18 protein-coding genes are annotated in these 22,677 nt (G+C 56.2%); 6 read left to right on the top strand and 12 right to left on the bottom strand.

The annotated features are described in order from the left end of the window. Nucleotides 1-181 precede the first annotated feature (181 nt). A complete protein-coding gene (locus tag E1J53_RS12980) occupies nt 182-1,597 on the bottom strand; it encodes an exonuclease domain-containing protein (protein WP_134270752.1) in 1,416 nt (471 codons plus the stop codon). 40 nt (nt 1,598-1,637) lie between these two features. Between E1J53_RS12980 and E1J53_RS12975 the strand changes: the two genes are divergently transcribed. Together E1J53_RS12975 and E1J53_RS12970 are read left to right on the top strand one after the other, a co-directional pair. Next, on the top strand, nt 1,638-2,903 hold the full coding sequence (locus tag E1J53_RS12975; RefSeq protein ID WP_134270753.1) for an exo-beta-N-acetylmuramidase NamZ domain-containing protein: 1,266 nt from the start codon (nt 1,638-1,640) through the stop codon (nt 2,901-2,903). A gap of 217 nt (nt 2,904-3,120) precedes the next feature. Next, nucleotides 3,121-3,885, top strand: coding sequence for a sterol desaturase family protein (locus tag E1J53_RS12970; protein ID WP_134270754.1), 765 nt, complete (start codon nt 3,121-3,123; stop codon nt 3,883-3,885). Nucleotides 3,886-5,667: 1,782 nt separating this feature from the next. On the opposite strand, the gene E1J53_RS12965 is transcribed toward E1J53_RS12970, so the two are convergent. Both E1J53_RS12965 and E1J53_RS12960 read right to left on the bottom strand, forming a co-directional pair. Beyond that, the gene (locus E1J53_RS12965) at nt 5,668-6,297 is read right to left on the bottom strand and encodes a transposase (RefSeq protein WP_134270755.1); all 630 of its coding nucleotides are present in this window, start codon (nt 6,295-6,297) and stop codon (nt 5,668-5,670) included. Nucleotides 6,298-6,780: 483 nt separating this feature from the next. Continuing rightward, on the bottom strand, nt 6,781-8,103 hold the full coding sequence (locus tag E1J53_RS12960; protein ID WP_134270756.1) for an FtsX-like permease family protein: 1,323 nt from the start codon (nt 8,101-8,103) through the stop codon (nt 6,781-6,783). Nucleotides 8,104-8,276: 173 nt separating this feature from the next. On the opposite strand from E1J53_RS12960, the gene tyrS reads away from it, so the two are divergent. After that, nucleotides 8,277-9,611, top strand: coding sequence for a tyrosine--tRNA ligase (gene tyrS, locus E1J53_RS12955; RefSeq protein WP_134270757.1), 1,335 nt, complete (start codon nt 8,277-8,279; stop codon nt 9,609-9,611). 73 nt (nt 9,612-9,684) lie between these two features. Here tyrS and E1J53_RS12950 read toward each other — a convergent pair whose 3' ends face one another. Then, a complete protein-coding gene (locus E1J53_RS12950) occupies nt 9,685-10,791 on the bottom strand; it encodes a hypothetical protein (protein ID WP_134270758.1) in 1,107 nt (368 codons plus the stop codon). 233 nt (nt 10,792-11,024) lie between these two features. Here E1J53_RS12950 and E1J53_RS12945 point away from each other — a divergent pair, with 233 nt between their 5' ends. Beyond that, nucleotides 11,025-13,019 (top strand): FG-GAP-like repeat-containing protein, encoded by a 1,995-nt coding sequence (locus E1J53_RS12945; RefSeq protein ID WP_134270759.1) that lies wholly within the window; start codon nt 11,025-11,027, stop codon nt 13,017-13,019. A gap of 165 nt (nt 13,020-13,184) precedes the next feature. On the opposite strand, the gene E1J53_RS12940 is transcribed toward E1J53_RS12945, so the two are convergent. After that, nucleotides 13,185-14,582, bottom strand: coding sequence for an MFS transporter (locus E1J53_RS12940; RefSeq protein ID WP_253931643.1), 1,398 nt, complete (start codon nt 14,580-14,582; stop codon nt 13,185-13,187). Nucleotides 14,583-14,756: 174 nt separating this feature from the next. Between E1J53_RS12940 and E1J53_RS12935 the strand changes: the two genes are divergently transcribed. Beyond that, entirely contained in the window at nt 14,757-15,326 is a 570-nt protein-coding gene (locus E1J53_RS12935; RefSeq protein ID WP_253931640.1) for an SIS domain-containing protein, read from the top strand. Nucleotides 15,327-15,485: 159 nt separating this feature from the next. Here the strand turns inward: E1J53_RS12935 and E1J53_RS12930 are convergent, their stop codons facing one another. After that, nucleotides 15,486-16,343 (bottom strand): DUF4846 domain-containing protein, encoded by an 858-nt coding sequence (locus E1J53_RS12930; protein ID WP_216650042.1) that lies wholly within the window; start codon nt 16,341-16,343, stop codon nt 15,486-15,488. A 528-nt stretch (nt 16,344-16,871) separates the two neighbouring features. Here E1J53_RS12930 and E1J53_RS12925 point away from each other — a divergent pair. Continuing rightward, complete coding sequence (locus E1J53_RS12925) at nt 16,872-17,738, top strand: RNA polymerase sigma factor RpoD/SigA (protein WP_134270760.1); 867 nt, start codon at nt 16,872-16,874, stop codon at nt 17,736-17,738. 14 nt (nt 17,739-17,752) lie between these two features. Here the strand turns inward: E1J53_RS12925 and E1J53_RS12920 are convergent, their stop codons facing one another. From E1J53_RS12920 to E1J53_RS12895, 6 genes are all read right to left on the bottom strand, one after another. After that, on the bottom strand, nt 17,753-17,941 hold the full coding sequence (locus E1J53_RS12920) for a hypothetical protein (RefSeq protein WP_134270761.1): 189 nt from the start codon (nt 17,939-17,941) through the stop codon (nt 17,753-17,755). 81 nt (nt 17,942-18,022) lie between these two features. Continuing rightward, nucleotides 18,023-18,478 (bottom strand): gliding motility lipoprotein GldH, encoded by a 456-nt coding sequence (locus E1J53_RS12915; protein WP_173021470.1) that lies wholly within the window; start codon nt 18,476-18,478, stop codon nt 18,023-18,025. 102 nt (nt 18,479-18,580) lie between these two features. Next, nucleotides 18,581-19,741, bottom strand: coding sequence for a molecular chaperone DnaJ (gene dnaJ, locus E1J53_RS12910; protein WP_134270763.1), 1,161 nt, complete (start codon nt 19,739-19,741; stop codon nt 18,581-18,583). A 50-nt stretch (nt 19,742-19,791) separates the two neighbouring features. Then, nucleotides 19,792-20,373, bottom strand: a complete 582-nt coding sequence (locus tag E1J53_RS12905) for a nucleotide exchange factor GrpE (protein WP_134270764.1) — start codon at nt 20,371-20,373, stop codon at nt 19,792-19,794. Nucleotides 20,374-20,672: 299 nt separating this feature from the next. Then, on the bottom strand, nt 20,673-21,482 hold the full coding sequence (locus E1J53_RS12900) for an ABC transporter ATP-binding protein (protein WP_134270765.1): 810 nt from the start codon (nt 21,480-21,482) through the stop codon (nt 20,673-20,675). A gap of 3 nt (nt 21,483-21,485) precedes the next feature. Further along, complete coding sequence (locus E1J53_RS12895) at nt 21,486-22,622, bottom strand: ABC transporter permease (protein ID WP_134270766.1); 1,137 nt, start codon at nt 22,620-22,622, stop codon at nt 21,486-21,488. Nucleotides 22,623-22,677: the final 55 nt, after the last annotated feature.

Raw genomic sequence — 22,677 nt, 5'->3', positions numbered from 1 at the left:
CCAAAGATACCCCGGTCAACGTAAAGGCCGGAATAATCCGTGGCCAACCTATGTGAGAAACGGTAATATTAACTGGATGAAAGGTAGCTTACGGGGCGGCTCCGCCAAGCCAGGTAGTTAAATCTCAGCATGATGAAACCCTGGACAGGGTCGGCTGCCAGAAATCGTTAAAGTGGGGAGATCACACCAAACTCACCCGTTTGCCCGTTTCCAGATCCACCATGCGTCCGCCCCGTTCGCTGACGAAGCGCTGGATGATGCGGCTGGTGTCCGGGTGGGTCTGGAAGGTTTTGATGCAGCGCAGGACGCTCTCGACGTCGTGGGCTTCCTCGCAGGAGACGAAGCCAAAACCCTGGTAGCGGCCGTTGCGGACCAGCACCGCCGCTTCCTCATTGTGGGTGCGACCGCGGTCGAAGAGGAGAAAATCGTAATCGAATACGTTGCGCAGGTGCAGCCGGGCTTCTTCGGCCCGGGCGTTGTAGTCTTCCGGCGCCTCCGCGCCGGCGCAGGCTCCCCGACACTGCTTCAGGTGATAGTAAAAACAGGCGGAGCTGCTCGGCGCCGTCTGGGTCAGCTCCCCGCACAACTCCAGGTGCTTACGGACGAAGTTCAGCCGGCCCTTGGCCCGGCTGAGGGAGGGGTACTCACTCACGATATCCTTTTCCTTACGCAACTGGGCGGTATTGCGTTCCACCTCGAAGCGTAGGTAGCCATTTTTGTCCAGGTAGGAAATGATGGCGTAGCGGAAGCGCGTGGCCCGCTGGGCCCGATTGATGCTGGGCTGCAGGCGTTTGATCTCTTCACTCTCCAGCAGCAGGGCCACCAACTCCGAGCCCGTGACTTCGTAGGTGATGTCCGCCACCTGGCGGGCAATGGACTTCCCCTTGGTGGTGCGGTCATTGAAGTGCTGCGCCACCCGCGAACGGATATTTTTGCTCTTGCCCACGTAGATCACCCGGCCGGTGTCGTCGTGGAAATAGTAGACGCCGCAGTCTTCGGGAATATCCTCGATCTGCTGCAGGCTCATGTTCTGCGGCAGCTTGGTGGAAGCGATGCCGCGATTGACCAGTTGTTTCACCTCCTGATCCGAGTCCGGGGTGGCCAGGCACAGTTTAAGCAGTTCGGTGGTGGCCCGGGCGTCCGCCAGGGCGCGGTGGTGATTGTTCAGCTCGATTCCGAAGTGCCTGGTCAGGTTCCCCAGACTGTAGGACCGCAGCCCCGGAAAGGTCTTGCGCGTCAAACGGACGGTACACAGCTGCTTACGGCTGAAGGTGTAGCCCAACCGCCGGAATTCCTCCCGGATGAAGTCATAATCGAACCGGCTGTTGTGGGCCACGAAAATACGGTCCTGGGTCATCTCCACGATCCGGCGGGCCACTTCGTGGAATTTTGGGGCATCCTTGACCATGTCCATCGTAATGCCCGTCAATTCGGTGATGCCGGCCGGAATGCGCATTTCCGGATTTACCAGGGTTTCGTAAGTTTCGGTAATTTGCTCGCCATTAAAGAGAACGATCCCGATTTCGGTGATCCGGTGGCGGTTGGCCCGCCCACCGGTCGTTTCGACGTCGATGATCGCGTAATCCTTTTTCTTCATGGTTGCGTTTCCGAGTGAGGCGGACCGTCAAAGTGTCCGAATGGCCAAGGTAACTATATTTTTTTGTTTTCTCGTCGCGTTTACCGCAAATTGTGTCAATAGCGGTGCGGGCGACGGCGCGCAGGATGCCGTGTCATCGGTTGAGGAGCCGACCAGCAACCAGCCAACCAGCAACCAGCAACCAGTAACCAGTAAACCCTTCCACCCCGCGGCCAATGACCTGGACCGGTGGAGCCCCCAGTTGGCCGGACAACGCATCGCCCTGCTCGTCAACCAAACCTCCACGCTGGAAAACGGTACCCATCTCGTGGATACTCTCCAGGCCCGCGGACTCAACCTGGTCAAGATTTTCGCCCCCGAGCACGGCTTCCGGGGGGACGCCGACGCCGGTGCCCTCGTGGCCGATGGCCGCGACCTCAAGACCGGCCTGCCGATCAAATCACTCTACGGCAAAAACAAAAAGCCGAGCCGGGCGGATCTGGCCGACGTGGACGTGGTCATCTTCGACATTCAGGACGTGGGGGCCCGCTTTTATACCTACATCAGTACCCTTTACTATCTCATGGAATCCGCCGCCCGGTACGGAACCCGGGTCATGGTTCTGGATCGCCCCAACCCCAACGGGCACTACGTGGACGGGCCGATGCTGGAACCGGAGTTCCAGAGCTTCGTCGGCATTGTTTCCATTCCCGTGGTGCATGGCCTGACCGTTGGTGAATTCGCCCGCATGGTGAACGGCGAGGGCTGGCTGCCCGACGACCTCACGGCGGACCTCACCGTGATCGACATGCCAAACTATCGGCACGACGCCGAATACGTTCTCCCCATTCCACCTTCGCCAAACTTACCCAACCAACGGGCCATATACCTCTACCCCAGCCTTTGCTTTTTTGAAGGCACCGTCGTTTCGGTGGGCCGTGGTACCGACCGACAATTTCAGGTGTACGGCCACCCGGAGTTTCCCTTTGGCGACATCTACTTCACCCCCACCCCCGGTCCGGGCAGCCAATACCCCAAACTGGAGGGCCAGCGTTGCCGGGGCGAAGACGGGGAAAAAATTGACCTCCAACTCATGCGGCAACGGGGGCAAATCGATCTCGCCCCGCTGTTCAAAGCGCATCTGGCCCTGAAGGCCAAGAACATTGAGCTCTTTTCTCGTCCGGATTTTTTCGACCTCCTGGCGGGTTCCTCCTCGCTGCGGGAATCCATTCAGGCCGGCCTGCGGCCGGAAGAAATCCGGGAGAGCTGGCAGCCGGGACTGGAAGCCTATCGGAAGCAGAGACAAGCCTATCTCCTCTACCCATAACTATGCCGCTTTAGCAAAATATCTTTATCGACCGGAAGTATCTTTGCCCACCAAAACTGTGAATTTCTCTACACTGCTAGACAAATGTGTTTCTCCCTCTCCTAACCCCGTCCGACTGGCAGTCAGGCCGGGCGGGCTCTCCATTTCGCTACGCTGGAGAGGAACCGAAACAATCCTTTGTCTAGCAGTGTAGGAATTCCTCCCCTTCGTTGATATCATGACCACCGCTGATTTCATTCTCTGGAGTTGTTTGCTGTTCGCGATCATTTTTGTTCGCTACCTGCTCTTCAGCGGCGCTTATCATTACCTGTTCCGGCGGCACTGGAAAGACCGACTGCAACAACGCATTTTTCACGACCGTCCCGCCGGGCAGACGATCATGCGGAAAGAGATTATTCGCGCCGCCGGAGTTTCGGTGGTTTTTGCCGTGGCGGGTATCGCCACGCTCTGGTTGTGGCAGCGTGGCCACACCCGCCTTTACCTCGATCCCGGGGAACATCACTGGATTTGGCTCCCGCTTTCCCCCCTGCTCTTTCTTGCCCTACAGGAAACCTACTACTACTGGACACACCGGTGGATGCACCTGCCCGGCATCTACGAGCGAGTGCACGCCTGGCACCACGAAAGCATTGAAACGACCGCCTTCACGGCCTTTAGTTTTCACCCCCTGGAAGCCATCATTCAGGCCATCTACATCCCCCTCATTATTCTGGTGCTACCGATCCAGACGTTCATTTTTCTATTTCTCCTGGCTCTGATGACCCTGTCGGCCACCATCAATCACGCCGGCGTCGAAGTCTTCCCGGCCTCCTGGAGCAAAATCCCGCTGCTCCGCCGTCTGATCGGAGCGACCCACCACGACCTGCACCATAAACAGGCCCGCACCAACTTCGGGCTCTACTTCACCTACTGGGACGAGTGGATGGGCACCGAAAGCAAAAAGTATAAAGATCGGTTTGAGCGGGTTACGGAGAAGCGGTAACGGAACTGGTGTTTTCTTTCAGCGTCTCGCCTCATACATTTCCCGGTCGCCTTTTGGCAAAAGGCGACACCAGCTGGTGTTTCCTTTCGCCGAAAGGAAACCACGCCCGCATCAGGAGTAATTCAAAGACCTCGAAATTCAGGCCCAGGCACACCTAGCCAAAATCTCCCTCAAAAGAATACATCACCCGGTCGCCTTTTGGGAAAAGGCGACTCCACCCTGGTGTTTCCTTTCGCCGAAAGGAAACCATGCCCGCACACAATTAAAGATTCAAATATCCCCAGCACCCAGAGTCTTCGGGCCAGGCGCAATAACCGCATCTCGCCTCATACTTTTCCCGGTCGCCTTTTGGGAAAAGACGACACCACCCTGGTGTTTCCTTTCCCCCGAAAGGAAACCACACCCGCATCAGGAGTAATTCAAAGACCTCGAAATTCAGGCCTAGGCACACCTAGCCAAAATCTCCCTCAAAAGAATACATCACCCGGTCGCCTTTTGGGAAAAGGCGACACCACCCTGGTGTTTCCTTTCCCCGAAAGGAAACCACGCCCGCACACAACTAAAGATTCAAGTATCCCCAGCACCCAGAGTCTTCGGGCCAGGCGCAATAACCGCATCTCGCCTCATACATTTCCCGGTCGCCTTTTGGGAAAAGGCGACACCAACTGGTGTTTTCTTCCCCGAAAGGAAACCACACCCGCACACAACTAAAGATTCAAACATCCCAGCATCCAGAGTCTTCGGGCCGGGCGCAATAACCGCATCTAGCCTCATACATTTCCTGGTCGCCTTTTGGGAAAAGGCGACACCACCCTGGTGTTTCCTTTCCCCGAAAGGAAACCACGCCAGCACACAACTAAAGATTCAAATATCCCCAGCACCCAGAGTCTTCGGGCCAGGCGCAATAACCGCATCTAGCCTCATACATTCCCCGGTCGCCTTTTGGGAAAAGACGACACCAACTGGTGTTTTCTTTCGCCAAAAGGAAACCACGCCAGCACACAACTAAAGATTCAAATATTCCCAGCATCCAGAGTCTTCGGGCCGGGCGCAATAACCGCATCTAGCCTCATATATTTCCCGGACGCCTTTGGGCGAAAGGCGACACCACCCTGGTGTTTCCTTTCGCCAAAAGGAAACCACGCCAGCACACAACTAAAGATTCAAATATTCCCAGCATCCAGAGTCTTCGGGCCGGGCGCAATAACCGCATCTAGCCTCATACTTTTCCCGGTCGCCTTTGGGGAAAAGACGACACCACCCTGGTGTTTCCTTTCCCCCGAAAGGAAACCACACCCGCATCAGGAGTAATTCAAAGACCTCGAAATTCAGGCCCAGGCACACCTAGCCAAAATCTCCCTCAAAAGAATACATCACCCGGTCGCCTTTGGGCGAAAGGCGACACCACCCTGGTGTTTCCTTTCCCCGTCTCGCCAGTCGGGCAAGCCCGAAAGGAAACCACGCCAGCACACAACTAAAGATTCAAATATCCCCAGCACCCAGAGTCTTTGGGCCAGGCGCAATAACCGCATCTCGCCTCATACTTTTCCCGGTCGCCTTTTGGGAAAAGACGACACCACCCTGGTGTTTCCTTTCCCCCGAAAGGAAACCACACCCGCATCAGGAGTAATTCAAAGACCTCGAAATTCAGGCCCAGGCACACCTAGCCAAAATCTCCCTCAAAAGAATACATCACCTGGTCGCCTTTCGGCGAAAGGCGACTCCACCCTGGTGTTTCCTTTCCCCGAAAGGAAACCACGCCCGCACTGAGCATGGGAAAACCTATAAGAAATTCGGATTTATATAATTTCCTTTCCAAGAGATAGGGTCATTAGTAAGTCCAGCCTTCAAGGGGTTATTGATAACATAGTTAAACACTGTCCCAAATTGATTTTTTCTACAAGTACGGTCAAAAGAGGTCCTTGCCCAAAGTTTCCCCCTCCGCTTAAGAACCTGGTTTATTTTCCTTGCCGTAAACCTCTTTCTAGACGCCATAAATTTTTTGAAATCGATTCTTTCCCAAGGATTACAACTAGCTAAGAGAACATGGACGTGATTAGACATTACGGAGATAGCATAAATTTCCAAAACCCCCTTTGATTGAAAATGAATCCAATCGTCAATAATGATTCTTTTGATCTCTAAATTCGCTAATAAATGCGGCCCTTGATTAATGGTGTGCAATTCCTGATCGTACCTTAATTGAAATTCTTCTTGCAACCTAGACTCCTTGTCCATTGGAGGTTGAGAATATTGGTCTTGAAAAGAATTATCACCTATTTCCAATTGAAGTAAGTTTTGTTGGTATGCTTCCCTAAGCCTAATCAAATTTTGTCGTGGAATGCTATTCTCCAATCGATAAATCACGTGTACTGGATCACGGGTGATGTCATGGTTTTTAAACTGTCTCATAATTAGGGTCCGATAGGTGAATAAAAAGTAAGCCTCACAAATTATTGATTTCCAACGGCCTAAAGAAATGCCCGTAAACAAATACCTAGCTCTGAACCTAAATTATTAAATTTTAAGCGACACCAACTGGTGTTTTCTTTCCCCGGAAGGAAACCACATCCGCATCAGGAGAAATTCAAAGACCTCGAAATTCAGGCCCAGGTACACTTAGCCAAAATCTGCCAACAGAAGGAACATCACCCGGTCGCCTTTTGGGAAAAGGCGACACCAGCTGGTGTTTCCTTTCGCCGAAAGGAAACCATACCCGCACACAACTAAAGATTCAAATATCCCCAGCACCCAGAGTCTTCGGGCCAGGCGCAATAACCGCATCTCGCCTCATACATTTCCCGGTCGCCTTTCGGCAAAAGGCGACACCAGAATACTTTGCTCTTCTCAAAAAAGCCGTGCACCTGCCCGCCGGGCCCAAAGGCTGATCCGGAATTATTTGAACCTGATGGCCCGGACCGGCTCGATGCGGGTCACCAGATAGCTCGGAATGACGAGAAAGAGGAGGGTGATGAGGAAGGTGCCGAGGTTGATGGCCAGTACCGTCCACCAGTTGATGGCAATCGGCGCGACGGATAAATAATAGGAGGCTTCGTCGAGGCGGACGACGCCAAAGGTGTCCTGTACCCAACACAGCAACAGGCCGATGCCGTTGCCCAGCAGCAGGCCGAAGCCAATGATGAAGGCCGCGTAATACAGAAAGATTCGACGGATGCTCCAGTTGCTCTGCCCCAGCGCCTTCAGGGTACCAATCATGTTGGTGCGCTCGAGGATGAGGATGAGGAGCGCCGTCATCATGTTGATGATGGCCACGATGACCATCAGGGCGAGGATGATCGCAAAGTTGTAGTCCTGGATATCGAGCCAGTTGAACAACTCACTGACCTTTTTCCGTAGGCTCTCACCGTACAGGTCCTGGGGCAACACCTCGTAGTGGATGTACTCGGAAAAGAGTTCCAGGTCCGCAATATCATCCAGTACTACCTCGAACCCACCGATCTGATCGTCACGCCAGCCCAGCAGTGCCCGGGGTTGTTTGATGTCCACGAGGGCAAACTGCCGGTCATATTCTTCCAGTCCCGTTTTATAGATTCCCGTCACCTGAAATGCCCGTACCCGGCTTTCACCCCGCTGGTTCAGCCAGGCGAAGTCCATGCGGTCACCGAGGGCCAGCTGTAGGCGGTCGGCGGTGATGCTGCTGATGACGATCCCCCGGCTGGTGGAGTCGGGGTCCACGCGCAGAATCTCTCCGTCCACCAGGTAGCGGCCGAAGCTGTCCCAGTCGTAGTCTTCGGCGATGCCCTTGAGAATCAGGGCTTCCTGGGTGGGCAGGCGTTCACCGGGTTGGTAAACGGACACGACTCCCGGCATGACGATGAACTGCTGGATGTGTTTGATCCCCGCCTTACTGGTTTGGGGCTCGGCGGCATCCAGCCCCAGGCTGGAGCCAAAACCCTCCAGTGTCACCCGGCCCGTCGTATCCAGGCTGGGGTAAAAATCCTGGTCCTTAGAAATGGGAAAATTGTAGGTATCCAGGATGCCGTAGCTCGCCGCATCCGCCGTAATGTGGATGTGGCCCCAGAAGCCAAAAATCTTGGTGGAGATTTCTGATTTGAACCCATTCACCAGGGCGCTGGCCAGGACCATCGTAGCCATGGAAATAGTAACCGCCGCTACGGCGATGCCGATGATCGTACGGGAGATGGACTGGGTGCCGCCCCGGGCAACTCCGCGGGCCAGATAAAGGGGTAGGTTCATGTCGGAGGCGAAGATAATGGACAGGGAGGGAAGCGGTGAACTCCGGACAACAGGAATAGGACTCCCGTCTGGTAAACGAAGTCAAATCTGGAATACTATATTTGCGCAAATTTTTTGTTTCCGTCGGAACCCAGGACACCCCAGGTCCGTTATCCGCCCTAAACGTAGCCCCCATGGATTTTATCGAAGAACTGGAATGGCGTGGAATGCTCCACCAGCTCACCCCGGGAATCGAAGATCACCTCGCAGAATCTCCGCGCAAGGCCTATATCGGCTTTGACCCTACCGCTCCTTCCATGACCATCGGTAACTACGTCCAGATCATGCTGCTCACCCTGTGGGCCAAGGCTGGTCACCATCCGGTGGTACTCTTCGGCGGCGCCACGGGCCGCATCGGCGACCCCAGCGGGAAAAGCGAAGAGCGTCAGCTGAAATCCTACGAGGAACTGGACAACAACCTGTCCTTTCAGGCCCAGCAGATGCACCGGCTGCTGACCAATAATTTGGGCGCGATCGCGGGTGCCGAGTTCTCCAGTATGGCCGTGGAGGAAGGAAAAGACTACTCAGTAGTCAACAACCTGGACTTCTACCGGGACATGAACGTGCTGGATTTCCTGCGCAACGTCGGGAAAACCCTCACGGTGTCCTACATGATGGCCAAGGACAGCGTCCAGAATCGTCTGGAGTCCGGACTGTCCTTCACCGAGTTCAGCTACCAGTTGTTGCAGGGCTACGACTTTCAGTGCCTGCTCAAGGAGCAGGACGTGACCGTGCAAATGGGGGGCTCCGATCAGTGGGGCAACATCACCAGCGGCACCGAATTCATCCGGCGCAACCTGGGGGAAAAGGCCTACGCCGTAACCACGCCACTGCTGACCAAGGCCGATGGCTCCAAATTTGGCAAATCCGCCCAGGGAAACATCTGGCTCGATCCCGACCTGACCAGCCCCTACGACTTCTACCAGTTCTGGGTGCGCTCCGACGATGCAGACATCCCCAAGTACCTGAAGTACTTCAGCCTCCGGTCCAAAGAGGAGGTGCTGGCGGACGCCGCCACCGTAGAGGCCGGTGAAGACTACGGGGCCATCATTGCCATCAAGCAGGCGCTCGCCGCGGAAATCACCCTGCGGGTGCACGGTCCGGAAGGCCTGGCCACCGCCGAACGGGTCACCAACCTGCTCTACGGGCGTAGTGCCACCGCCGAAGATCTCCGGGCCCTCGACGCCAAGACGCTGGGCTCCCTGGGGGGTAACATCCCCACCTTTGAAGTCAGTCCCGAAGCGCTGGCGGCAGCCCCGAGTCTGATCGATTTCTTGTCCGAATTGACCAGCATCGTGAACAGCAAAAGCGAAGCCAAACGCGCCATTCAGGGCAACGCCATCTCGGTAAACAAGGAGAAAGTGACCGACGAAGCCGCCACCCTTACTTCCTCAGACCTGCTGCACGATCGGTACCTTATGATCGAAAACGGCAAGAAGCGCCGCTACCTGATCGTGGTAAAGGATTAAGCTTTACCCAAAAAAAAGCCGGGGCCTCCGTCGATGGTGACGGAGGCCCCGGACTCATTTAACCCCGGCTGGTTTATTTCTTGCGGGCGGCGCGGGTACCCGGGCGCTGCGCCCGGTAGCGCTTGTCCACGAAGTAAGTCCGCCAGTAGCAGTGGGGCTTTTCCTTGATGCGGTAACAGCGGCGTGCGGGGTCCGGCACCAGGGTCAGCCGTTGGTTCGGGTAGTTAGGGTCGTAGATATAGATTTCCACGTCCGTTTTGTGGGCGCCCAGGTCTCCCTGGTAGCGGCCAAGTTTGTAGCCGACGGCCACTACCTGGTGGCTGAACGGACCACTTCCGGTGGTTTGCAGTCCCAGCGGCACGGGGCGTCCCCGGTCAATGGCGCTCATTAATTCGCCCAGGCGGCCGGAACCGGCCTGTAGTCCCCAGTTGAAGAATTCCTGGTCCCGGTTGCCGGCAAAGTTGGTGCCGATCAGCTCCGACCACTTGTCGGCGTTGTCCGTAAGGGATTTAACCTGCCGGTCGAGTAAATAATTGCGGAGCGCCGTACCCACGGCGGGTTGACTCGACTGGCGGGGAATCGCCATGCCGGAATAGTAATAATCGAGCGCGGCGTAGCTCATCCCCCCGCACAGGCCCTTGGTTTCGATGTCGCCAACGATCTTGTTGGTAAACGAGTTCACGAACTTGAAGCCGTGACGCGCCGGAACGAAGTTGGTAAATTTTGCCGGGGCCGCTACCGGAGCACTACTTCCCCAAATGAATTCCTCCACCCGGTTATCGCCGGTAAAGCGCACCAGATGGTTACCCCTTCGGTCCAGCAGGACCCGCGAACGCTCGGACCCGGTGGCCCACACCTTGATGCCGTTGACGTTCCAGTTATCTCCGCTGAAGCCCCCCGAAGCGGTGGTTTCCAGGCGGATTCCCCGGATGGCCGAAGCGGGCCGGCGCACGGTGTAGCGTACGGTGTAGGGCGTATGATCCTTCCAGCGCTGGCTGCCGTTGATGTTGCGGAAGTACTGCTGTTGGCCATCGCTGAACAGCACGACCAGATTGGCATTATCCTTGCCACCGCGCAGGTCGTCACCACCGGTAGTGATCGTGACGTTGAGGGTGGTGCTCTGCGCCAGCAGGATGCCGGAGCAAATCAGGAGCGTAAGTAAGGAGAACAATTTTTTCATGATAAGGGATATTGAGTGATGCATTTGGGGCCGTGGAAAACGGTCCGTTTGACTGCCCCTTTATGTCTGACCAGGTAGTTTCGTTACGGGAAAGGATTTGGCGGGTGCTGTCGTCTATCCGTTTCCGGGGATTTGTCCGCCAGCGACCGGTTGAATACTGAGCAATAGTTTACCTTTAGAGTTGGTGCCCTGTGTGCCCCCCATTTACACACTCACTATCTGAAATCACGCTCTTGTTACGTACATTCTTATGCCTGCTGTTCAGCACCAGCCTGCTGTCCGCCCAGCCCTATTTCTCCGACCAGACGACAAGTTATTTGAGCAACACCAACGTTTCCAGTGGGGTGGCCATGGGGGTGGTGGACATGAATGGCGACGGCCTTGATGACCTCGTCCGACTCGATAATGCCCGGACCCTCACCATTGACTATCAAACGACCACCCTACCCTTTGCGAGCCTGCCCTACGGGCAATTGGCGGGGTCCGGCAAGTGGGGGCTGGCCGTGGCGGACGTGAATGAAGACGGCTTCAACGACCTCATTACCGGTGGATTTAATGATCTGGCCCTGCTCCGGAGCGTGGGTTCCGCCCCCGGATACCAGTCCGCTGACGTCATCGAAACGGTAAGCTTCCTGCAGGGCGTCAATTTCGCGGACATTGACAACGACGGCCATACGGATCTGTTTGCCTGCGACGACGTCAATCTCTCCCGCGCCTACCGGGGCGACGGCACCGGCGCTCTCACCTATACCCCCGAACTCATCGAGCCCTACTCCACCAATGGTACCAACCACGCCGGGAATTACGCTTCCGTCTGGACCGACTACGACGACGATGGGGACCTCGACATGTACCTGAGCAAATGCCGCCTGGGGGAAAGCAACCCCATGGCCGGAACCCGCATGAACCAGATGTGGCAAAACGACGGCAACAACAATTACCAGAACGTTGCGGGCAGTATCGGATTACTGCCCCTGGCCCAGAGCTGGTCCGCCGATTTCGGCGACTACGACAACGACGGCGACCTCGATTGCTTCATCGTTAACCACGACAAACTCAGCCAGCTTCACCGCAACAATGGCGACGGCACCTTCACCGACGTAACGGCGGCCATGCAGCTGACGGACATCCTCGTGCCCGGCGCCACCGGAATCCAGTGCAACTTCGAAGATTTTGATAACGACGGTTGGGTAGACCTATTACTTACTCATTATGGGGGCGTGGGCAGTCGCATCTACTACAACCAGCAAGGAACCTCCTTCACCCTCCTCCCCGGCGGCGCAACCTCTTTCCCGACCTTCAACCTCAGCAAGTTCCAGAGTGCCGCTTCCGGAGACCTGAACAACGACGGGTATATGGATCTCTACGTGGGCTACGCCGGCGGGTACAATTCTCCGAGTAGCGGAAACCCCGACCGGGTTTTCATCAACGAACGGACGGGCAACAATTACTTGAAGCTCCTCCTCACCGGTACGAACTGTAACGTGAACGGCATTGGGGCGAAGATTAAAATCTTCGGTCCCTGGGGCGTTCAGGTGCGGGAAGTCCGCTCCGGAGAAGGCTACGGCATCATGAACAGCATGACGGCCCATTTCGGATTGGGTGCCGAAGTAAGTGTGGACAGTCTGGTCATCCGGTGGCCAAACGGCTTCACGGAATCCGCTACGGACGTGGCTGCCAATCAGTTTCTGCGCGTAACGGAGGGCGAACTGACCGCAGCCCTACCGTTGGAATTACTGTCCTTCCGGGGGGAAAACATGGACGACAAATGGGCCAAACTCTCCTGGATAACCGCCGAGGAGGTTGCGACCAGTCACTTCGTGCTGGAACGCAGTGGGGCCGATGAAGACTGGACCGCCATCAGCCGGGTAACGGCCATGAACCGCCCCGGGCAGCACGCCTACACTGCTCCGGATCACACCCCCTTAGCGGGAGAAAACTACTACCGACTGCGGCAGGAAGATCTGGACGGAAGCTTCACCTACAGCGAGGTGGTGGGCCTTGAATTCGGCCCGAGCAGCTTCCGGGTATTTCCCAATCCAAGCCGCGGGGACCTGCGGGTGATCTGGCAAGATGATCCCTCCCCCATCACCCTACTGGACCTGAGCGGCAAGCAACTACTCTCGTGGCCCGCCGACTACGGAGATCGCCTCTCCGTAGAAGGTTTACCACCGGGCGTGTACCTGCTCCGGGCGGGTTTCGAAACCCGTAAACTGGTTATTCGGTAATCAGCGTCTGTTGACGTGCAACGGGCGATGGTTTGCGGTTTATTGAAGACCGTAGGCGTAGCGACGAAAGAATCTGCTTTCGATGAATGCTATTCGTTGAACTAGCTTCTCGACACCTTGGAGCAGCTCGTTTCACTCGGCGGCTACGAGGAGCACTACCGACCATCAATGCCCCCCACCGGCGGACACGGCACCTGCGCGCTTGCGCCCTCGTGCTCTGCCGGGGGTCACGCCCCTAGATTGCTCCTTGACCAGTAACCACAGCAGGGCACTGACGCCAAGGGTAATGGTGCTGATCCAGAAAATGCTGGTCTTATCGGCGGACCCCTCGATGAATCCCCCCAGGTTTGAGGCGACAATTTGCGGGAGGACGACGGAGAGGTTGAACAGTCCCATCATCAACCCCATTTTCCGTTGGTCCACGACTTCGGACATAATGGCGAACGGCAAGCTCACGATGGCGGCCCACCCCACCCCGACGACGGCCATCAGGATAAAGAAGGACGTGACGCTGGTGCCCAGGTAAACGATGAGCAGATAGCCCAGCGCGCTTACCGCAATGGCGATGGTGTGGGTGCGCACCCGGCCGATCCGTTCGGCGACGGGTTCCAGAACGAGGGCGGGCAGCAGGAAACCCACCGTATTCAGAATGGCGAAGGCAATGCCGATGCTGAAACCAATTTCATTGTTTTGGGCCTCAGTCAGCTCCGCGGTGGTTTCGTAGCCCATGATCACTTCCTTGATGTAGGCGAAAGTGTAGATGAACATCGTCTGCACCCCCACCCAGGTGAAGGCGTGGGCCAGGCAAATTTTCAGGAAGGCCGTCCAGTCGGTATTGTTGGGCGCCAGGCGATCGTTGCCCTCCCCGGAACGGTTTTCGGCCCCGGGATTTTCCCCGACGTCCGTCACCAGGGCTTCAAGCACCTCCGGACTTTCGGGCGGTGCCTCACCTTCCAGCTCCCGGGGTTCCCGGATGAAGAAGGGCGGGATGACGGCAAAGACAAACACGATTACCGCCCCGGTATAAATCAGGAAATAATTACTGACGAAAGCCCCGATCAGGTAAGCCAGCACCCCAAAAAAGCCGGAGATGGTCTGCATCCAGGTGTAGCCCTTGGTGCGGGGATCGCCCGCGGGCGTCACGTCGGCGATGATGGAACGGGCGGGGTTGAAGCTGACGTTGATGGCCAGGTCAAGGGTAAGGGCCACGGTGATCGCCACGCCGATGATGCTCCCGATGCCCAACGTTTCGTTGATCACGTCCAGGTAGGGCAGGGCCAGGATCATGAGGGCCGCCAGGGTACCGCCGATGATGATGAAGGGACGGCGACGCCCTCCCCAGAGCCAGACGTTATCACTGATCGCGCCGATGATCACCTGACCAAGGATGCCGGCCACCGGGCCGGCCAGCCACACGTAGCCAATCTCCTCAATGTTGAGGCCATACTTCGTGTTGAGAATCCAACTCAGGGCGGCAATCTGAACGCAGAGGGCAAACCCCATGGCCGTGGCCGGCAGACTCAGGGTGGCATAAAAACCCCGGGAGATTGATGTGTTTGACAAGGTGGTCTGAATTTATCACATGAACGATGCCGGAAGATAGGCCATTTCAGCGTTCCGTACCCTACGCCTCCAGTCCGTAACTTTGGCGCTTCGGTCGCCGCACCGCCCGGGCGAAGAGGGCGATTCACATCCTTCCCCACCCGTGATTTTCCAACCGTTTTAAGTCTTTTACCATTGCAAGACCGCATTCAAGCCGCCATTGACGTTAAGCAGGCCATGCTGGCCGATCAGGAGCTCCAGAACCGGGTCAGGGCGGCCATTGACGCCTGCGTCAGCAGCTTTCGGGCCGACGGAAAAGTACTCTTCTGCGGCAATGGTGGTTCGGCCGCCGATGCGCAGCATCTCGCCGCCGAATTGAGCGGCCGCTTTTACCTGGACCGACCGCCCCTGTTCGCCGAGGCCATGCACGTCAACACCAGCTTCGTGACCGCGGTGGCCAATGATTACGGCTACGATCACGCCTTTTCGCGCCTGACAACGGCAATGGCCCGACCGGGAGACGTGCTGTTCCTCTTGTCCACCAGCGGAAACAGCAAAAATGTGCTGGCCGCCGCGGCTGCGGGACACAAGGCCGGGGCCACCATCATCGGGATGACGGGGGCCAGTGGCGGCCAACTCGGCCGGTTCGTGGACATCCTGATCAATATCCCGAGCACGGACACGCCCCGCATTCAGGAGGGTCATATGCTCCTCGGGCACATCATTTGCGAAGAGGTGGAACGGGAAATTTTTGGAAAAGGATAGGTCGGTTCCAGCGGGCAATCTGACGACTGGTTCACGTCAAACCTGCCGCATAGCTCGTCGGGATCGTTGATTTTTGAGAAAATGCAACGGCGTACTTATGCGGCTTGCCTTAGGGCAACGGTGTGCAGGTGCAAAGTAATCTTGAGGGAGCCGTGCCGGCTACTCTTCCGCGAAGCGTTTAAGCTCGTCCCGCGTAAACGTCCACTCGGGCGTCACCAGCGGTGATTGTGAGGGGTCGTACCAGGGACTACCATTTTCTCCGTTGGGGTTTTTCAACACGTGCACTTGCTGGGCGGGCATATAGCTTTGGGCCAGCAGCACGCGCACCGCTCCCGTTTCCGGGTTTTGGACCCGGTCCATGACCACCACCGCATGTCCGGGGCTTCCGCCCCGGATAAAGACATCACCCACCCTGATGTCCTCAACGGGAACTGCCTTCATTTCCCGGGCCAGCGACGCCGTTCCGGCGTAGCTGAACACCATCGTCAGGTAACGCCGGAATTCCTCATAGCTGGTTTTGGGTCCGGAGGGGGCCGTCCAGTTCACCTGGTTTCCGGATACGCTGATCCGTTGCCCCCGTCGCCAGCGGGCGTAGTCCGCCCGGAAACCGCTAACAAAATTGAAGTGAATATCGGCGAACCGCTCCTCCTGCCACAAGTATTCGGCCCGTAGCCGCATGATGGCGTCCGCGCATTGCTGCAGGTCGCGGTTACCCACGTCCAGCTTCAAAACGGCAGCATGTACGTCTTGCCGTCCCTTAAGTTGCCCGTTGAACAATCGCACGGGTGTTCCGTCCGGCAGCAGCGGTTGGTTCCTCAGAAAGCTCCCGTAGCCATCGGCGGGCAATGGTGCCCGTACAAATCCGGGTGGAGGAGGGAAGCGGGTGGCAACGGTGTGCCCCGCAGTATCGATCACGACCACTGGGAGCGAAGATGTCATTTGGGGAAGTTCTTCGGTAATCCCGGGCTCCGTGGAGGAGCAGGCCAGAAATACGAGTACGGGCCAGAAAAATTTCAAGGTCTGAGGGTTTAGTTGAAGGCAAAACGTCCTGATTATCCCCACTCGTGCAAAGAAACACTAAAACCTTCCGCCCCATCTGCCGCTCCGGAAGAGTCGCGCGAGCAACAAAAAATCCCTTCATCCATGAAACGTCGTGCTTTTCTCACCACCGTTCCCGGTCTATTGGGAAGTCTAAGCCTTTCGTGAGAACCGGTCGGATTCTCGTACCCAGCGGACCGGGAGCGGGGGTGACCATTGGCCCTTCCTTCCTCGCAAAACATCAGGTCCTCACGGCCTGAGTCTGGAAATCATTCGTCGAAAAACCGGAAGCAACCCGGGAAGAAACCCACCGTCATTACTGTTGGCGGGGCGGCAATTAAAATTGGAAAATTCGCCCTGGTCGATTTGTCCCTGCGATTCCTTGAAACTTTTTCTATATTAGGACATATTTTAAGAAATGTATTTTTCGGGGATCAGGAACCAAACGGGAGTATGCTCCCATTCTCCGGATGACAAAAAAACACAAGCTTTGAAAAGGCTCCAGGAATGCGGCAACTAAAGATCAGTAATAAAATCACTTCGCGCGAGAGCATCGCGTTAGAGAAGTATTTATCCGACATCGGAAAGATCGACCTGCTAACCCCCGAAGAGGAGGCTCAGCTAGCCGCCCGCATTCGTGAAGGGGACGAACTGGCCCTGGAAAAACTGACTAAAGCCAACCTCCGTTTCGTCGTTTCGGTAGCCAAGCAGTACCAAAACCAGGGATTGAGTCTGGCCGACCTGATCAACGAAGGAAACGTCGGTCTGATTAAGGCCGCCAAGCGATTTGACGAAACCCGCGGTTTCAAGTTTATCTCCTACGCCGTCTGGTGGATTCGCCAGAGCATCATGCAGGCCATCGTGGAATACAGTCGTCTGGTGAGAATGCCCAACAACAAGGCAGCCGGCTACACCAAAGTGTCTCAGGCCATCGCCAGTTTCCAACAGGAATTTGAGCGGGACCCGGAGCCGGAAGAACTGGCCGATTTGCTGAACGTTTCCCTGGCCGACGTCGAACGCGCCCTGCGCGGCCGGCAACGCCACCTTTCCTTTGACGCCCCGGTTGCCGGCGATGATTCGGACATTACCATGCTGGACACCATGGCCACCGACGGAGAATCCAACCCGGACGTGAAAATCATGGGGGAGTCGCTGTCTAAGGAAGTAATTTCCAATCTCAATATGCTCGCCCCCCGCGAACGCACCGTCCTGGCCTGTTACTTTGGTCTTGACGGTGAAGAACAACTCAATCTCGAAGAAATCGGAGAGCGTTTCGACCTGACGCGCGAGCGGGTCCGCCAGATCAAGGAGCGGGCCATTCGCCGCTTACGGCGGAGCCGTAATAAGCATCTCCTCAAAAGTTATTTGGGGTAATTGTTCGGCGCCGGTTACTCGGTGTTACGTCGCTTTAACCACAACAGTATTTCTACGGCCGGCATGTAGACGAAGATCAACAGGCCCACCACCCATTTACGGGTTTGCTCCGACAGGTCAAAAGCGAATATCGTGGAACCAAGAACAAGTAGGGCTACGCCAAAGGCCAGGAGCCAGTACTTGTCGCGAAATTTATTGAGCATCCGTTTTGGCGGGTTGGTGAATCTGGCAAAATGTAGCCATTTCACCGGGACTTGTCAAATCTCGCCTTCGGGTACGGGAGCTTACTGTTCTTCGGCCACCTCTACCCGCAGCCCCAGTTCCCGGACGCCCACCAGGGGTTCATCACGAGAGTATTGTTCTACCACAACGCCAAACGTTCCGGACTGAGCGAATCGGGCGTTGGAGAGCACGGGAATTTGTAAATCACAGCTTGTACCTCCACAGTCGCCCAGCCACGCGCCAAAATCACCCGCTAGTTGCAGCGATACGCGTTGGGTTGTTCGCCGCCCGTTGGGGAAGTCCGTGTGAATATTGACGTAGAAATTCTGGTAGGGAAAGCTTTGGTCGTGGGTTACGTTCAGCAAAAGGTCGTATTTCCGAACGGTATCGGGCACACTGAATTCGAAGGCCACGGAATCCTGATAGGCCCACCCTCCGGTGGGCAACTCTTGCGTTCGCTCAAAGAGGATTTCCGGACCACAGCCCGTCAGCAGCAGACACAGGGGCAAAAAAGCCATTAACCAACGTCCGCTTCCTTTGGGAGTAGGGATTGAAAAAATAATTTGCGCCAGTTGTCTCATAGTAGGATTTGGGGCTTTCTGGCCTTGAAGACGCAAAGATCAGCTGAAATATTCTTTCATCCGCTCAAAGAATCCCTTGTCGCCCTTTTCGAGTTTGGGCTTGAAGTTTTCCATGTCACGCATCTTTTCCAGCAGCGCGGTTTCCTCCTTGGTGAGGTTCTTTGGGGTCCAAAGGTTCACGTGAATCAACTGATCACCTTTGCCGTGCCCCTGCAGGGCCGGTAACCCCTTGCCCCGTAAGCGGAAAATCTTACCGGATTGGGTACCGGCGGGAACCTTGATTTTCACCCGCCCGTCAATGGTGGGCACTTCAACCGAGGTGCCGAGGGCCGCATCCGCGAAATTGAGGTAGAGGTCAAAAATCAGTTTTTGCCCATCCCGCTGAAGCGTTTCGTGGGGTTTTTCCTGAATGTTGATCAACAGGTCTCCGGCCGGGCCGCCCCGGCGGCCGGCGTTGCCCTTCCCGCGCATACTCAGCTGCATGCCTTCCTCTACTCCGGCGGGAATTTTGACCTCAATGGTATCTTCCCCGTAGGTACGTCCCTCGCCCTTGCAGTTGCTACAACTGGCCTTCACCACCGTTCCCGCTCCGGAACAGGTTGGGCAGGTCGTGGTCGTGGCCATCTGCCCCAGGAAAGTGGACCGAACCTGCCGCACCACCCCCGCACCACCACAGGTGCCACAAGTAGATACATTACTGGCGTCTTTGGCGCCGCTACCGTCACAAACCTCACAGGTTTTCTGGCGCTTGACCTTGATTCTTTTGGTTACGCCATTGGCGATTTCTTCCAGCGAAAGGGCAACTTTAATCCGCAGATTAGACCCCCGCTCCCCGCGTGGCCGACGTCCGGCGCCACCGGCACTGCCGCCAAAGAAAGAGCCGAAGGGACCTCCACCATCGCCAAACATGTCACCAAACTGAGACATGATGTCTTCCATCGTCATACCGCCGGCGCCGGAGAATCCTCCCCCCTGCCCCATACCGGCATGGCCAAAACGGTCGTAGCGTGCCCGCTTTTCGGAATCACTGAGCACATCGTAAGCTTCGGCGGCTTCCTTGAATTTCTCTTCGGCTTCCGCATCCCCGGGGTTACGGTCCGGGTGATACTTCATGGCCAGCTTCCGGTAGGCTTTCTTCAAAGTATTTTCGTCGGCACCTTTATCAACGCCGAGGACATCATAATAATCACGCTTTGCCATAGACGGGCTTGTCAATTAATTGGGGAAGGGAAGACTTCCGAAAAGGGGGGTTATTTTCCGACGACGACCTTGGCGTGCCGGATGATTTTTCCGTTCAGGGTGTATCCCCGCTCGATGGTATCCACCACTTTGCCCGACATTTCAGGATTGGGAATTTCGGTTACGGCCTCGTGGAAATCAGCGTCAAAGTCTTTCCCCGTACTATCCATGGGGCGGAGTCCCTGGGCCTCCAGGCTGGTCAGCAACTTCTTGACGATGAGTCCGATGCCGCTTTCCCAAACTTTCGCCGTTCCCTCATCGCTGAGGGCCTGCTGTTTGGCCCGGTCAAAATCATCCAGCACCGGCAGGAGCGCGAGCATAGTTTTTTTTCCGGCAGTTTCGATGAGATCAAGCTTCTCCCGGTTGCTGCGTCTTTTGAAATTTTCAAATTCAGCCCGAAGTCTCAGGTTGCGGTCTTCGAGATCAGCAATTTTTTGGGTAAAAGCTGATTCGTTCTCCGGCTCTCCCTGTTCCTGTTGTTCAATCAGCTCTTCCTCGACGGGGTCAGCTACCGTATTCTCTTCCGGTTCGGCACCTGATTGCTCCAGAAGCTCGTCATCCACGATGGGTTCGTTGGAATTCTTTTTTGCCATGTTAAATACTCGTTTAAGCATCTTGCGTGCGGTGTGCAAATGACGGACCATCTCCACGAAGGGCCAATCTGTCAGGACAGGAAGGCAAAAACTGCCAAATGGTTCGGCATTTTGACCTAAAATCCCGGGAAAAGTAACGATCCTACACGCTGTTGTTCACGTAGGGCGACGGAGCGCAGGTGCAATAATTACAGGCTTAAGGATCAAGGATTCAGGATTTAGGATTTAGGCACACACTCTTCCTGAATCCTCAATCCTCAATCCTAAATCCTCACTCCTGAATCCTAAGTCCTCACTCCTCACTCCCCCTGTCCACTCGTAATCTGGATCATTTTATCCTCCACCAGTCGCACCAGTTCCACGTAGCGATCCGTGCGCTTCGTCGAGCGGTCGCGCTTCAGGGGAAGATCCACTTTGACGTGTTCCGTAAAACGGCTGGGGGCGGGTTTCATCATGTAGATGTCGTCCGCCAGGTACACGGCCTCCGAAATGTCGTGGGTCACGAAGACGATGGTGGGATGGATCCGGTGCCACACCTCCGTAAGCAAATCCTGCATCTGTAGGCGGGTATTGATGTCCAGGGCGCCGAAGGGCTCGTCCATCAGCAGGATATCGGGGTTGGCGATCAGGCTTCGGGCAATGGCCACCCGCTGAAGCTGCCCGCCCGACAAGGTCGGATACTGGGCGTATTTCTGTTCGTGCCCGGCCAGCCCCACCAGCTCGATCATCTCTTCGGCCCGGGCCAGTCGCTCGGATTTGGCCACTCCCTGATACTGGAGCGGAAGCGCCACGTTCTCCAGCACGGTGAGCCACGGAAGACTACTGTACTGCTGGAAAACCATGCCCACCCGGGGGGCTTCCCGGATCGGTTTTCCCTTGACCAGTACGGTACCCTCCGTCGGCTGTTGCAGGCCGGCAATGTACCGCAGAACGGTACTCTTACCCGCCCCCGAAGCCCCGAGTATGGCCACGAACTGCCCCTGAGCGGGTTTGTCCTCGACCAGAAAATCCAGGCCCTGAATGATGTAGTTCTTTCCGCCGTCGTAGCTCTGGGAGATATTCCGGAGCTCGATGATGTTCTCGAGATTACTGTCCTGAAAGTCTGGCATGGATTAAGCAGTTTGGACGCCTCCGCGCAGTTTGATTTCGCCAAAAATGATGAGGAGAGCGGCAGCCGCCACGATGATCGCGACGATGAAGCCCAGAATGGCCACTTTGCCAACCAGGGCACTGATGAGTAAGTAAGTCATCACTACTCCGAGAATGATCATGAATCCACTCCGGGTTTCCTTCAGACCCGGGCGGACGGATTTCACGTCCCGGTGGGGGAACAGCCTGCGGTTCATGTAGGCAAAAAGCTGATCCTGCAGGTAACCGATCAGCACAATGACGATGAGGACGCCAAATACGCCCGCTACGTTGCCCTGGCGTCCCAGGATGTAACTCAATGAGCCCAGTCCATCATCCCGGTAGTACACCTCCGCGATGATGATGTAGGTCCAGCTGATGGCCGTAAGTACCCGGATATCGTCAATCAGCTTGCTGAGTACCGCCGGAATGTATACGCTCTTGACCAGTTGCCAGTCGCTGGCTCCCAGGGTGTAGGCCGTTTTCAGGTAGACGTCTTCGGTTTCCCAGAGTCGCTGCATCACCACGGGCAGCAGGTACACCAGAATACCGAAGGCCAGAAAACTCACCTTCATCGCCTCGGCGGCCTCCGGTCGGAAGATGATCAAAAAGATGGGGGTCAGTGCCGTAAGCGGAACGTACCGCAGGGTATCAATTTGCCGGCTGAACATGGCCTTGGCAACCGGACTGATCGCAATCGGAATGCCGATCAGCAAACTGATGAACACCGCCCAAAAATACCCCTGGAGATTGCGCCAGATGGAGATTGCGGTGTGGATGACCAGGCTCTTGTTCACTGACCCTTCCGGCGGACTAATCAGCTCCGGTAAGGACTTAAACACCAGATGGGGTGGTGGCAGCAGGGGGTATACCTTCTTGAATTCGGTGGCGTTGGCGTAGGCGATGCTGTCCGCCCGCAGAATGGAATCCCGGTACGCGATTTCCGCCGGATCGGTCGTGAGGCTGGATGGCGGTCGGGTATTGAAGGTACCAACGGGTTGCTGTACCGACATTCTTTCGGCCAGGAACCACCAGGCCGCCAGGAAAAGAACCAGGCCCGCCAAAAACAGGAGACCCTTTTGCAGTCGGGTAAATCGATAAGGTGCGTCCAGCAGGGACATGGGCGTTGATTAGGTAGGTAATGGAAGGGGTTCCCCTCCGATGCTGCGCTAAAGT

This window comes from Lewinella sp. W8 (assembly GCF_004375085.3).
Classification (GTDB): domain Bacteria; phylum Bacteroidota; class Bacteroidia; order Chitinophagales; family Saprospiraceae; genus Neolewinella.
The sequence above is the reverse complement of the archived record's forward strand: the minus strand, read 5'-3'. Positions and strand labels throughout refer to the sequence as shown.

Bases quoted from the DNA above. Each gene is read 5' to 3' on its own strand.
- E1J53_RS12925 (WP_134270760.1), top strand. From the start codon at position 16,872: ATGCGGCAACTAAAGATCAGTAATAAAATCACTTCGCGCGAGAGCATC.
- E1J53_RS12980 (WP_134270752.1), bottom strand. From the start codon at position 1,597: ATGAAGAAAAAGGATTACGCGATCATCGACGTCGAAACGACCGGTGGG.
- tyrS (WP_134270757.1), top strand. From the start codon at position 8,277: ATGGATTTTATCGAAGAACTGGAATGGCGTGGAATGCTCCACCAGCTC.
- E1J53_RS12920 (WP_134270761.1), bottom strand. From the start codon at position 17,941: ATGCTCAATAAATTTCGCGACAAGTACTGGCTCCTGGCCTTTGGCGTA.
- E1J53_RS12895 (WP_134270766.1), bottom strand. From the start codon at position 22,622: ATGTCCCTGCTGGACGCACCTTATCGATTTACCCGACTGCAAAAGGGT.
- dnaJ (WP_134270763.1), bottom strand. From the start codon at position 19,741: ATGGCAAAGCGTGATTATTATGATGTCCTCGGCGTTGATAAAGGTGCC.
- E1J53_RS12975 (WP_134270753.1), top strand. From the start codon at position 1,638: ATGGCCAAGGTAACTATATTTTTTTGTTTTCTCGTCGCGTTTACCGCA.
- E1J53_RS12900 (WP_134270765.1), bottom strand. From the start codon at position 21,482: ATGCCAGACTTTCAGGACAGTAATCTCGAGAACATCATCGAGCTCCGG.
- E1J53_RS12960 (WP_134270756.1), bottom strand. From the start codon at position 8,103: ATGAACCTACCCCTTTATCTGGCCCGCGGAGTTGCCCGGGGCGGCACC.
- E1J53_RS12915 (WP_173021470.1), bottom strand. From the start codon at position 18,478: ATGGCTTTTTTGCCCCTGTGTCTGCTGCTGACGGGCTGTGGTCCGGAA.
- E1J53_RS12965 (WP_134270755.1), bottom strand. From the start codon at position 6,297: ATGAGACAGTTTAAAAACCATGACATCACCCGTGATCCAGTACACGTG.
- E1J53_RS12905 (WP_134270764.1), bottom strand. From the start codon at position 20,373: ATGGCAAAAAAGAATTCCAACGAACCCATCGTGGATGACGAGCTTCTG.
- E1J53_RS12970 (WP_134270754.1), top strand. From the start codon at position 3,121: ATGACCACCGCTGATTTCATTCTCTGGAGTTGTTTGCTGTTCGCGATC.
- E1J53_RS12950 (WP_134270758.1), bottom strand. From the start codon at position 10,791: ATGAAAAAATTGTTCTCCTTACTTACGCTCCTGATTTGCTCCGGCATC.